Genomic DNA, 13,257 nt, shown 5'->3' with positions numbered 1-13,257 from the left:
TGCGAGAGTTAGAAGAATTCTACTCAGGAGTAAAAGATTGACCACTAAGCTGAGTATAAATAGTAGGGGGAAACCCAAGTAAAACAAGAATACGCTGCTGTAAAGGGGAAAGAGTAGTTAAATGAGTGTAGACTTCATTGTTAACCTCAATTAATATCAATGTGATTTCTTTAAATGCAACAAGAAGCATTTCAGCAGTAGGACGTGCCGTTTTACGCTGAGGATTACCAGCATAAAGTCCAGCCAATTTTTCTTGATTTTTGTCAAGATGGCGACGAACCTGAAACTCTAAAAGAGTCAAAACTCGCAAACCAATTGAAAGTAGTCGGATCAAACCAGTAATATGGTCTTCACGTTGTAAATAAATTGGAGTTAAAGAAAGAGGAAAGCCTTTAAGTCGAGCAAATCCTCGTTCTGTCAAATACTCATCTCTATAAGCACGAACTGCTTGTTTCAAACTCAGGTTAGCTTCAGTTTCATTAGTGACATAAACTCGCCAGCCTAACAGTTGAACTTGTTGTTTTACCGCGTCTTCATTAATTTTAAAATCTAAATTAAAGGAAACTTCTTCTATTATTTGAGATTGACGTTCGCCATATTGTCTTTTAACTTTTTCAACTCGCTGAGTTTGAATATCAATTTCAAATAATCCCCCAGTCCGATAACGCTTGAGAATCTCAGCTACAGATAACTCCCACTCTGGAAATGATGTCAGCTTTTTCTTGCCGCGTTTGGGGATTTTTAGTTGTTCAAGAGCATGAACGGTTTTCTGTATGCGTTCACGTAGATATTTTTCCTCTGTCTGGGCAATGGCATAAGAACGGACTACTAATTGTCGCTCTTCCCAAGATATTTCTTGCTCGTTAATCTTTTCTTTTTGGAGCAATTTTAGTTCAAATCCTTCAGCAATCTCTCTCGTTTTTCCATCTGCATAATCATAATTGATAGTTGTCAATTCTTGTTTTTCATCCCAAACTGGTTGCAGATATTCTCTTAATTTTTCTGTCGGTGTTTGCTTGGCATTTAAAGGACATAGATAAAAATCTCCCCCTGATACAATATGGATTCTTGTCCCCATTGATGCCATTTTACAGTCCCCAATATACAGTAATCCTGGCTGTTTTAGCGTCGAACGGACTCTCTCAATTGCGGGGATATATAAAGGGTCATCTGCTTTTTCTCCCGATAATATTTCTGTTGCTATTGGCATTCCTAATGGGTCTAATGTTGATAGCATGATTTTGACTTGTGCCAAATCTGGACGATGGTCTTTGCTATGACCCCATTGAAATAGCCCTTCAGTATTCACCCCGCAATAACTTGAAGCTGTTGTACTATCCAGTCTTACCCGTTCTGGTTTGATATCATACACTTGCAACAAATTACTTCCCAGTTCTTCCTCAAACGCATACCAGTTCTCGTCACAGTTAAGGTAACGCAATACTGCTTCTAATCGGTCATCGGTTAGGTCAAGTTCGTTTAAGCTTTCACCAATCAATTTTTTCAATGTTTCTAACCGTTTACCAGCCCAGGCTTGAACTTGATTTAAACGGTGGTCTGCTTGCGATAAGATATGTGTTAACCAGATCACTGCTACATTCCCCAAGCTTTGTCCTCGCCAATTTCCATGGGTGGGGAAGTTTTTATCTATTAGCTTTTGTACACCCATCCGTTCTATCTGTGTGAGTAGTACGGGTATGTCATCTACTCGTTCGTTTGTAATTATGGATTCAGTTGCCATAACGTCGAACATATACTTACTTAGCTTATTTTGTATAACCTGTCTCTGATTATACTTTTATCTGCACATTTTTCCTAACTCCCTAAAAAATGGGCGAACCGGGAGTTAAGAGACTTCCAATTAACAAAATTCCTAAAAGTTTCTTGTGGTACGGGTACTTCCCACCAAAACCCTCCAACGGTGATACTTACTACAAAACGGTCTTTTCTGACTGAGGTTGGGACTGTCTAAGTAGGTGAACACAATAAAACCAAACTGTGTAAAGAAACGTAAAATCGCCCAAACCCTCTTGCCTCTTGCCTCTTGCCTTTTGCCTCTTGCCTTGCCATAACGACAATTTTCAACGCCAACCTACTTATCACTCTACCACTTCCTCTAAGATACAAGGTTGAGTCGAACGCAGTGAAACCCAGCATTAGCAGTAGGATAGCAAGGGGAACTTCAGCATAAAAAATCGCCAAACTTCGCAAAATCCTGACATAATAAATTGCGTGGTTTGACGGTATTCAGAAAGGAATTTTTGCTAAAGAATTTATACTACGCAGTTATTACTTGAGTGCTAGATAGACTACTAAAAGAATAGGATTGGTTGCCAACGATTAAGTTAGTAAAACCAAATACATTCATAGTTGTAGCACCTTGCGTAACTGTCACAAAATTCTCATTATTAACAGTTGTAGAACCAAGAGTATAGCTACCACTAGATAATTTCAAGGTGTCCACACCGTCCCCACCAACAAAGTATCCCGTACCAAAACCCGATACAACGTCGTTACCGGCTCCTAAAAGAACATAACCACTACCGGAGAATCCATTTATAGCAGTAATACTATCGTTACCATCGCCGAGGTTAATAGTACCATCGTTATAGATGCCTTGAGTACCACCTGTAGCAGTGATACTATCGTCACCACTGCCGAGGTTAATATTACCCTTGTTCTCGATGCCGTAAAGACCACCTGTAGCAGTGATGTTATCGCTACCAATGCCGAATTGAATAGTGCCAGTGTTCGCGTTCTGGATGCCAATACCAACACCATTGCCAGTAGTAACGGTAGTAGTAGTAACGTTATTGGAGCTACCTTCATCAGAGCTATCATTACAACCTTGACCACTGCGGCTGTCGTCGTCGCGACCGTTGCTAGAGCTATATCTACCACTTGAAGATTGACTATTCCGGCTGTAATCGTGGTCGTCGTCTTCGTAATCGTCGTCACGACCTCCGCTAGAGCTATTAGAGCTACTATTTGAAGATTGAGTAGTGCTGGTCGAGACGCTGTAAGTACCACCTGTAGCAGTGATAGTATTCTTACCATCGCTAAGGTCAATAGTGCCGCTGTTCTGGATGCCGTAAAGACCACCTTTAGCCGTTATACTATCGTCACCAATGCCAAATTGAATAGTGCCAGTGTTCGCGTTCTGGATGCCAATGCCAACACCATCGCCTGTAGTAGTAACGGTAGTAGTAGTAACTTTATTAGAGCTACTATTTGAAGATTGACTGTTCCGGTTGTCGTCGTCACAATCTCTGGAAGAGCTATCATTGCAACCTTGACCACTGCGGCTATCGTCGTTGTTACGACCGCTGGAAGAGCTATATCTACCACTTGAAGATTGACTATTCCGGCTGTAATCGTGGTCGTCGTCTTCGTGGTCGTCGTCACAACCTCCGCTAGAGCTACTATTTGAAGATTGAGTAGTGCGGGTCGAGACGCTGTAGCTACCACCTGTCGCAGTGATGGTATTGTTACCATCGCCTAGTAGAATACTACCGCTGTTCTGGATGCCGTAAAGACCACCGATAGCAGTAATGATATCGTTACCACTACCGGATTGAATAGTGCCGCTGTTTTGGATGCCAGCACCATTGCCTGTAATAGTAAATGTAGTAGTAACGTTATTAGAGCTACTGTTATTAGAGCTATCATCATCGCAACCTTGACCAGTACGGCTGTCGTCGTCGTCGTCACGACCTCTGGTAGAGCTACCACTACAACCTTGACTTCGGCTATTGTCGTCGTCACAACCTCTAGTATTACTAGAGCTACCACTTGAAGATTGAGTAGTACTGTTCGAGACGCTGTAACTACCACCTGTAGCGGTGATGGTATTGTTACCATTGCCTAGTTCAATAATGCCGCTGTTCTGGATGCCGTAACTACCACCTGTCGCAGTGATGTTATCGTTACCATTGCCGAATTGAATACTGCCGCCGCTGGTGAAACGACTAGCAGCGCCATAGTTCCCGATGCCGTAACTACCACCTGTAGCGATGATGTTACCGTTACCATTACTGAATTGAATACCGCCGTTGTCGTTGAAGATGCCATAAGTAATGCCTGTAGCAGTGATGTTATCAACACTACTAGAGCTACCATTGTCAAATTGAATAGTGCCACTGTTCAAGATGCCGTAGGAACTACTACTTATAGCAGTTATACTATCGTTACCACCACTGAATTGAATAGTGCCATAGTTCTCAATGCCGTAGGAACTACTACCCTTAGCCGTTATACTATCGTTACCAGTACCAAATTGAATGCTGCCGTTGTTTAATAGACCAAGACTACCCGTAGCAGTGATGTTATCGTTACCAGTGCCGAATTGAATAGTGCCGTTGTTCTGGATGCCGTAGGAACTACTGCCTGTAGCGGTGATTTTATTGTTACCATTGCCGAATTGAATAGTGCCACTGTTCAAGATGCCGTAAATACTACCTGTAGCAGTGATTTTATTGTTACCATTGCCGAATTGAATAGTGCCACTGTTCAAGATGCCGTAACTACCTGTAGCAGTGACACTATCGTTACCATCGCCGAATTGAATAGTGCCACTGTTCAAGATGCCGTAACTACCACCTGTCGCGGTGATTTTATCGTTACCACTGTTAAATTGAATAGTGCCGCTGTTCAAGATGCCGTTAGTAGTTCCTGTAGCAGTGATTAGATAATTCCCGGTTGCAAATGCAAGTGTGGTGTTGTTGTTGGAGATGCCGCTGACACCACCTGTATATTTCCTAGTGATAGTTGAGGAAGAAGGCATGATGGTAAGTTAGGTTAATGACCTAATTAATTGGATCTAATCTTAATTGTATAAAAAAAAAATCAATTGTCTATAATATTTTTATAATTCAATGTTTATAATGAAAACATGGTTGGAGATTGCTGCTTTAAAAGTAATTAAATTAGCATAATACTTCGATGTAGCCCCTGACCACATACGTGAATATACTTAAAATGCTCTTCTCAACAGATTGTTTGGGAGAACTCCACACAAAAGATAATCCAATCTTGCGGGCTATGGGTTTTACGTTAAGTTGATACATATCAGCTTTTGCTTTATCCCTACAAATCTAGGTTTTTCGTAATTTCGTAAAAGTCCATGTCCCAAACGTGTTTAGTATATCTAACTGTAAATTCTGATTCAGGGTTCAGAAAATGAATTTTTCCTAAATTTTCATGAGATTCAGTAGTTTCATCAGTATCACCATCAAAAGCTATGATATACTATGACTATAGTCACTGGTGTAAACTTAACGTAAAACCCATAGTCCGACGGGGAATGAATTCCCAGTCTCATAGCGAAAGTCATCTGAAGATGACTGAATAACTAGAAAATTTTTTAAATTGTTTAGTAAACTTTAGTTTACTTTGGTTATTAGCCCGGAAATTCGTTTCTGGGCGGGTGTGGAAGAAAACACATAAGCTATTTCTGACTTAAGTTGACATCAATGGACTATAGTGATTCCCTATTAGGTGCGACTAAAATTTAAACCCATTCTTGATCTCTTCCTGGCAATTTACGCAATCAGAAGGTGAGGTTGTGTCTGGGTGAAACTGTGCTGAACCAATATTTTATGTGGCTCAATGATTCAAATAATCATTCTGTCTTTTAGGCTGCTTAGTATTAGTTCTAAGATATTATCAAATTTTATTTTTTCCAATTGTAGAAAATAATCATGGCGCAATTTGTGGGCGTAAAAACTTAACTGTAATGCAATTTGTTTGGTAACAATCAATTTGCCTGTCGCTACAGATTGCTCCTGTGAATTCCTGGCAGTAACAAGAGGTGCATTATGATGAAACTTTTTAACCGATTATCCTGGGAAAAAAACCCTCAAAAGTCACAGCAGGGATTTACACTTTTAGAAGTGCTAGTTGCCATTATAGTGATTACTGCGTTTATAAACGTAGCAATGATGGGATTAGTAACTGCCGCTCTCTTTAAAAGTAAGGCTAAAGCGTACTCTAATGGTATTACTTGGATTCAAGCGGATCTAGAAGCAGTCAGAGATAAGGCAGCGAATTTATCCATCTTATCAGCTAATGCTGCTGCTCAACAAAAAGAAGTTGTGTTGGAATCCGCTGTTGGATTAGCAAATAACGATCAGGTAAGAATCGGAACAGATTCCACGACCTATACAATTCAAAGTATTAGTGGAAATTCGCTTACCCTTACAGCTGATATTGCTATCGCTCAGTCTACCAATGCATCTGTCACTGCGGTCAGCAAGTGTGCAGCCACGTCCTCTACTGGTGGCTTTGCTTCTTACCTACAACAGAATTTGCCTACATTAACAATTACAAGATATATCGGTGGAAAACCATACACAGTTTCTCGCACTCCTACGATTCAGAATACTGCTCCCTACGAAGTTCTGCAACTTTCCTATACTGTGACTCCTCAAAGCAATATTAACGTCAAAGTGGCATCAATGTATTCTGAAGTTATTCCTAGTGCATTTTATCAATGTTAAGTATATTTTAATCAGTATTATAATCGTTAGTAATACCCTGATTTTATGGTGGAAATACTATGAATAAAAAAAATAAAACTCGATTAATACTTAGGAGGAAGGATGATGAATAAAAAATTGATGAATCAAAGACTAAAGATTGCTATTGTCTATCTCTCTGGCGAAGAAGGTTTTGTTATGCCTATTGCTGTGGGATTTGGGTTAGTCATGCTCATAATTGCTCTCACGATGATTATGAGATCTCAGAGCGATGTAGTAAGTGCATCATCTCAGAAAACTGTATCCGGAGCGTTGGCAGCAGCGGAGACAGGTATTGCTCGTTATCAAAGTTTTATCAGCAAAAATAAGGCTATTGCAGTCTACCCTGATTGTAACAGTCGAAGTGTAAATGGGACTTGTTCAGATACAGGTAATACTCAAAAGAGTTGGTCGAACGCTTCGGTGATATCAGAACTAAGTGGTGGTAGTAGTAGCAGTGGTAGCTGTGGTGCCACTACTACTAGCGGCAACACCGCGGCAAACACTGTTGCTGAAATAGCACAGCAATCTACCACGAACTGGCAAGATATAACAGACGCAAGTGGTGTAAATCAAGGACAATACAAGCTTGTTAGTTATTCAGGTGTACCAAGCAATACTGCTCCGGGAAATGCTACGCTAACGGTTCTAGGTCGAGTTAAGCAAAGTGGTACTGGCAATACAGCTACTTCTAAGTCTAATACAGCCACCACCAAGCTTGTAATCAGTATTCCTGTATCATCCACTACAACTCCAAATACGGTTACGAATACAGGTACAGCACCGGCTGGATTATGGGCAAATAGTTTTAGTTTTAGTGGTGGTAATGCCATAGCAAATGCAAATGTTCAGGATGCTAGTTGTGGTGGTACAGGTACTACTGCTTTTCCTACGACTAAGGATGCCAGTGGCAACTATACTAGGATAGGAACTGTGGATGATGGTAATCCTGCTACTGCTAATCCAAGGGGTACACTCACCTTATCTACTCAGGCATTTCCGGATCTACCTAATGGTAATCAATATACGCCTCCGACATTGAATGTTAACAATATTTCCACTGGAATTAATCGTAATAATGGCACTCTAACACTTCCTGGTACGGGTGATATCAATAGCAATGGAGTAGCATTTAGTGCTACAGTACCGCAAAATTCAACATACATATATCGTATAGGCGCAAGCGGTAGCAATTCCATTAACTTAAGTGGAAATGCCAGTATAACTTTTGGATCTTCACGTGGTGCTTGTAACGAAACAATAATAATTTATGCCGATGCTGATCTTAATCTGAGTGGTAACGGTCTTGTTGCTCCAACTGTATGTGCAGGGGGACTAACAACAAAAGTTATTTTTTATACGGGACCCAATGCGAGTTTAACATTGACGGGTAACGGTGCAACTTACAACCCAAAGTATTTTAAATTTTATATGTATGGCACTGGGACCGAAGAAGTAAATCTCACGGGTAATGGTTCATCCTCCGCTTTCATATTTGCACCTTTTATAGCCACAAGATTAACGGGAAATGGTAACGTTTCTGGTTCTTTGTGGACAAAAAGTTTTACTGCTACTGGGAATGGAAATATTAATCAGTCTGCGGTTTCATGGACTGATTTATCAGAAATTTCTCAGCCTGCCTCTGGTAGTATTCAAACGATAAATCTTGGCAATGTTAATTCATGGCAGCGTCAGAGTGTAAATTAAGTAAGTGGATGATAAAAAACCGAAGTATTAACAAAAAGTAAAGTTGCCCAAAACTTCTTCTCTGTTCCTTTGTTATAAAGACAATTTTTAACGCCAACCTACTGAAATGATAGCTAATGTTACCTGATCATCTCCATGAAAATAGTCAGGGTTTCACTCTGATGAAAACGTTAACGATCCTTATTATTGGCATTTTAAGTGCAATAGCTTATACCCAGGTAATACTATATGAATCATGACAACACCCATTACAGTGAAGATGGATTTACTTTACTAGAATTAATCGTGGTTATGCTTTTTGTCGGCATCCTAGCTGCTATTTCTGCTCCTAGTTTTTCAGCTTTAAATCAAAGGAATAAAGTTACTCAGGACCTAACCAGCACTAAAAATGCTTTATTAGAAGCACAAATAGGAGCTATGCGTCGAGGTCAAAGCTGTACACTTTCTTTTTCTACTGCTACACCACCAACAATTAGTAGTTCTACTGGCAACTGTCTATTGACAGGTACACGAACGTTATATAACGTTTCTATGAATGTATACAAAGATGGAACAGGTGCGGCTTCTAGTTTGACATTTGATTATCTGGGTAATATGACGGAAACAAATCCCATAACAATTGTATTGCAATATAGCAACAATATTGGAGATAAAAAATGTATAGTTGTCTCTCAACCACTAGGGTTAATTGCAACTGGCAAATATACGGGTAGTGGTGCTACTTATTCATCCAATTGTACACCTTAAAAAATATGTTAAACAATACTTTTAATATCAAAAAAAATATCCAATTTTATCTTCAAAATTATAAAACTATTCAATTTTCTCTCAATGGCAATGAGGGATTTACTTTGATAGAGTTGTTAGTAGCAATAGCTATCATGTCTGGTGTTTTGACTATAGCTGGTATTGGTATTGTGGCTATGTTGAAACAAAATAGTAAAGCATTATCGGAAAGTGACAGACGTGCTAATTTGAATCGGGCTTTGGATTATATTAGCAATGAAGTGAGAAGCGCAAAAAGTATAACAACTAGTGCTAATACTGGTGATAATTTAGCATTACCTAGTGGTTTTAATATACCCTCAAGTACCAATGGTCTTGTGCTGACATTTCCTGATAATACAAAAAGTGTATATTTTGTAGCTCCTAGTGACAAGGCGAGTACCTGTAATAAAACAACTAGTTTATGGCAGTGTCCATTTGCCCTTTTTCGTGCCAATGGTACTTATGCTAGTGGTTCTACTATACCAGCAAACACTGGTGTGATGCTTGTTGATGGTCTGAAAGCACCGACTAGTATTCCTTCCTGTTCTAATGTGTCTGTAGGTACTAGTGGTTTCTATGGTTGTATTTCCAATACTCGCCAGGTTATTCTATCTTTATATGGTAAATTAACAGAAACAGATTCAACAACTCTACAAGTAAGTTCTACTGCTGTTGTAAGGGCTAAATAATTGCGAAATTTGTTACAGTTACAGTCTCAGAATCCAGGGAATAAATTCCCTGTCTTATAGCTGAAGTCGGTTAAAACCGACTAGTTTTAGTTTATTTGTTTTATTTAATTTAGGATATAAAAGTTAATTTTTATTTAATCAGAGTGCGTTAAAACGCACTTTAGCTATGAGACCGGAAATTGATTTCCGGGCGGGTGTGGAAGCCAACAAATAAGGTATTTTGAAATGAACCGGGGTGAGAAATATGGACTTTTGTAAAATCCCGAAAAACCTACATTTGTAGGGGCAAAGCAAAAGCTCATTGGTGTCAACTTAAGTTGGAAATGGCTTATCTGTTTGCTTCCACACCCGCCCAGAAATGAATTTCAGGGCTAATAGCCAAAGTTTACTAAAGTAAACTGGGGATTTTTAGTCATCTTCAGATGACTTTTGCTATTAGACTGGGAATTCATTCCCAGGCGGGCTATGGGTTTTACGTTAAGTTGACACCAATAAGCACTGCTAAACCCCTACCCGCATAATCAAATATTTAAGCCGTGTTGAGTATACAAGCAGGATTAGTCGCTAAAATCAAACATTTTGAGGAGGAAACTAAAAGTGCTTCACCCAGTAATTCTAATTGGTCAATTGTTAATGTGGGAATTGTGTCAATTAATGATGATTCAATTTCACCAATTCGCCGATTTAGTTGCCGGATAATTAGCTGTTGTTCTCGTTGTATACCCTGTTGTATTCCTTTTTGCTCACCCCGTTCCATTGCCAGTTCTTCTGTTGGACTAATAAAAGGCATTTTAGTTTCCTCCTCTATCACCGATTTAGAACAATGGTTACAAAATTTGTAGGTTGAGTTGAGGAACGAAACCCAACATTATAAATCCAACATTTCAGCCTACATTTCTCATGGGCGCAGGCCCTGCGCCCCTACGTTTTTATGATAAGTTAGACTTTTTGTAATTGGGCTACTCTGGGGTCTACAATTTTTTGTCCTAAACTCAGGAATTTAATCGCTACAGACACCTTATTTCCTTCTCCGAAAACGTGGGTAATTTCCCCAAGTCCGAAGGACTTATGTAATACTCTGTCACCTACTTGCCAAATTCCGGGAGTGGTTTGTTTACTAGTGGTTGCAGGTGTGGTTTTAGTCGAACTCCGGGTAACTTTATTTTGGGTGGTTAATAGTTCTGCGGGGATTTCATCGAGAAATTGCGATCGCATTGCCGGTTCTCTGGACCCATATAAACGTCTTTCTCTGGCATGGGATAAAAACAACCGTTCTTGAGCGCGGGTAATTCCCACATAACACAAACGCCGTTCCTCTTCTAACAATGAAGGATCTTGTAAAGAACGATAACCCGGAAAAAGTCCCTGTTCTAATCCCACCAAAAAGACAACAGGAAACTCCAACCCCTTAGAAGCGTGTAAAGTCATTAAAGAAACCGCTGTTTGTCCCTCTTTTAAATTATCTAAATCAGAACTCAAAGCCGCACTTTGCAAAAATGCCTGTAAAGAAATATCTTCTCCAGCATTTTCTTCTTGAAATTGCAGCATAGCATTATATAATTCATTGACGTTACTGATTCTATTATCAGCTTCATCTGTAGCTTGATCTTGCAATTCCTTAATATAGCCAGAATCCTCTAAAACCCCTTGTAAAATTTCCGAACCGGGAACAACTTTGATTTGTTCTTGACGATTTTGAATCATGGCGGCGAAATTATTCACCGCTTTCGCCGAACGTCCTGCTAAAGTATTTACAGATGTTTCATCACTTAATATTTCCCATAAAGTTGTTCCTAATTGTTGGGAAGCATTCACCAAAGCATCAACAGTAGATTTACCAATTCCCCGCCGAGGTGTGTTGATAACTCGTAATAAACTGACAGTGTCCGCTGGGTTATTAATCGCCCTTAAATATGCCACAGCATCTTTAATTTCTTTGCGATCGTAAAATTTCATGCCTCCCACAACCGTATAAGGAATTTGATATTTTACTAATAATTCTTCAAAAGGTCGAGATTGGGCATTTGTTCGATATAAAATTGCAAAGTTACCCCAATTTAATTCCGGGTGTTGATGTTCTAAATTTCTAATTTGGTTAATCACAAAAGCTGCTTCTGCCATTTCTTCATCAGCTTTATGACAATAAATTCCTTCTCCTGGTTCTCTTGTGGCTTTGAGGATTTTATCAATCCGTTGAGTATTATTTTCAATTAATTCATTAGCCGCTTGGAGAATATTTTCACATGAACGATAATTTTCTTCTAATTTCACCATAGAACGAGTATCATCATCTGCTAAACCATCCCCAAAATTTTCCTGAAATTCTAGCAAAATGGTAAAATCTGCCATTCTAAAACTATAAATTGACTGGTCAGCATCACCAACCACAAACACAGAGCGATTTTGCCATTTCCATTCACTTTTACGGGTTTCTCCATTTGTCACCAAAAGCTGAATTAGATCATATTGAGTCCGGTTGGTATCTTGATATTCATCAACTAGAATATGAGAGAATTTTTGATGCCAATAAGCTAAAACTTGCTCATTTTGTTGAAATAATCGGGTAGGAATCAAAATTAAATCATCAAAATCTAAAGCGTTATTTTGGGCAAGTTTATCTTGATAGCGATTATAAACATCAGTAATAACTCTACCCCGATAGTCTGGTTGTTCACTTTCAAATTGTTGGGGAGAAAGTCCTTGATTTTTGGCGTTACTAATAGCGTAGCGAATAGATTTAGGTTCAAATTTTTTACTATCTAAATTCAAATCTTTGGTGACAATTTCTTTAATCACACTTTGGACATCCGATTCATCAAAGATAGAAAAGTTTTTATTCCATTTTCTGCCTTTTTCATCTTGATACTTTTCGATATCCCAGCGCAGAATCCGCGAGAATAAACTGTGAAAAGTTCCACACCACATATCTTTAATAGTAGTGCGGTAAACCTGTGTTTTTAGTAAGCTTTGTTCATATTCTGTCAGCAAATCAAACTTTTTACCATGTTGTGATATTGCTAATTGTTCAGTAAATATCCTTTGAATTCTTTCCTTCATTTCCCTAGCAGCTTTATTGGTAAATGTCACCGCGAGGATATTTTCAGGATTAACACGATGTTTAATAATTAAATTGGCAATGCGGTAAGTCAGCGCCCGGGTTTTCCCAGAACCAGCACCAGCCACCACTAACAATGGTCCGCAGTAGTGTTCGACTGCTTGACGTTGACTAGGATTAAGGTGAGCAAGAAAATCAATATTTGTGGTCATAAACTACAACAATGATGAAAAGGACAATTTGTTATCGGGTTATTCTGTCAACGTCGAACTCAGTACAAAGAATCAAACAAAAGCAGCATAATGGGGCAAAAATGATAAAAATTTACTTAAATTGCTAAACTTTGAGAAAATTTGATATAGTATGAGATTATTTAGTTTTATCCTTGCCTGTTCCATAACTAGCAACTTCATGTTACTGGATTTTGTGTAAAGTTTTATCATAAGAATACCCGGTAAGTGGGAAACGAGCGTGGCTTTAGCCCTGAGAGGGATGGTTCGACGCAGCTCACCAGCCACGACAC

Annotated in this window: 8 protein-coding genes; 4 read left to right on the top strand and 4 right to left on the bottom strand. The window is 39.1% G+C overall.

The window, feature by feature from the left end:
* Positions 1-19: 19 nt before the first annotated feature.
* Both HEQ36_RS22220 and HEQ36_RS22215 read right to left on the bottom strand, forming a co-directional pair.
* On the bottom strand, positions 20-1,741 hold the full coding sequence (locus HEQ36_RS22220) for an IS1634 family transposase (protein WP_053538855.1): 1,722 nt from the start codon (positions 1,739-1,741) through the stop codon (positions 20-22).
* 537 nt (positions 1,742-2,278) lie between these two features.
* Positions 2,279-4,783: a hypothetical protein gene (locus HEQ36_RS22215; protein WP_168635770.1), complete on the bottom strand. Its 2,505-nt coding sequence runs from the start codon at positions 4,781-4,783 to the stop codon at positions 2,279-2,281.
* Positions 4,784-5,816: 1,033 nt separating this feature from the next.
* On the opposite strand from HEQ36_RS22215, the gene HEQ36_RS22210 reads away from it, so the two are divergent.
* From HEQ36_RS22210 to HEQ36_RS22195, 4 genes are all read left to right on the top strand, one after another.
* A complete protein-coding gene (locus tag HEQ36_RS22210; protein WP_168635769.1) occupies positions 5,817-6,497 on the top strand; it encodes a type II secretion system protein in 681 nt (226 codons plus the stop codon).
* A gap of 105 nt (positions 6,498-6,602) precedes the next feature.
* Entirely contained in the window at positions 6,603-8,222 is a 1,620-nt protein-coding gene (locus tag HEQ36_RS22205) for a hypothetical protein (RefSeq protein WP_290708468.1), read from the top strand.
* 228 nt (positions 8,223-8,450) lie between these two features.
* Positions 8,451-8,969: a type II secretion system protein gene (locus HEQ36_RS22200; RefSeq protein ID WP_168635767.1), complete on the top strand. Its 519-nt coding sequence runs from the start codon at positions 8,451-8,453 to the stop codon at positions 8,967-8,969.
* A 5-nt stretch (positions 8,970-8,974) separates the two neighbouring features.
* Positions 8,975-9,679 carry a type II secretion system protein gene (locus HEQ36_RS22195; protein ID WP_168635766.1) on the top strand — a complete coding sequence of 235 codons (705 nt, stop codon included), beginning with the start codon at positions 8,975-8,977 and terminating at the stop codon, positions 9,677-9,679.
* 529 nt (positions 9,680-10,208) lie between these two features.
* Here HEQ36_RS22195 and HEQ36_RS22190 read toward each other — a convergent pair.
* Entirely contained in the window at positions 10,209-10,469 is a 261-nt protein-coding gene (locus tag HEQ36_RS22190; protein ID WP_233455448.1) for a DUF4351 domain-containing protein, read from the bottom strand.
* 149 nt (positions 10,470-10,618) lie between these two features.
* Positions 10,619-12,946, bottom strand: a complete 2,328-nt coding sequence (pcrA, locus tag HEQ36_RS22185; RefSeq protein WP_168635765.1) for a DNA helicase PcrA — start codon at positions 12,944-12,946, stop codon at positions 10,619-10,621.
* Positions 12,947-13,257: the final 311 nt, after the last annotated feature.

The organism is Anabaena sp. 54, assembly GCF_017355725.1.
In the GTDB taxonomy this organism is placed as follows: domain Bacteria; phylum Cyanobacteriota; class Cyanobacteriia; order Cyanobacteriales; family Nostocaceae; genus Dolichospermum; species Dolichospermum heterosporum.
Note: the sequence above shows the minus strand (reverse complement) of the source record. Positions and strands in the feature narration are given on the sequence as shown.

Bases quoted from the DNA above. Each gene is read 5' to 3' on its own strand.
- HEQ36_RS22200 (WP_168635767.1), top strand. From the start codon at position 8,451: ATGAATCATGACAACACCCATTACAGTGAAGATGGATTTACTTTACTA.
- HEQ36_RS22190 (WP_233455448.1), bottom strand. From the start codon at position 10,469: ATGCCTTTTATTAGTCCAACAGAAGAACTGGCAATGGAACGGGGTGAG.
- pcrA (WP_168635765.1), bottom strand. From the start codon at position 12,946: ATGACCACAAATATTGATTTTCTTGCTCACCTTAATCCTAGTCAACGT.
- HEQ36_RS22195 (WP_168635766.1), top strand. From the start codon at position 8,975: ATGTTAAACAATACTTTTAATATCAAAAAAAATATCCAATTTTATCTT.
- HEQ36_RS22210 (WP_168635769.1), top strand. From the start codon at position 5,817: ATGATGAAACTTTTTAACCGATTATCCTGGGAAAAAAACCCTCAAAAG.
- HEQ36_RS22215 (WP_168635770.1), bottom strand. From the start codon at position 4,783: ATGCCTTCTTCCTCAACTATCACTAGGAAATATACAGGTGGTGTCAGC.
- HEQ36_RS22205 (WP_290708468.1), top strand. From the start codon at position 6,603: ATGAATAAAAAATTGATGAATCAAAGACTAAAGATTGCTATTGTCTAT.
- HEQ36_RS22220 (WP_053538855.1), bottom strand. From the start codon at position 1,741: ATGGCAACTGAATCCATAATTACAAACGAACGAGTAGATGACATACCC.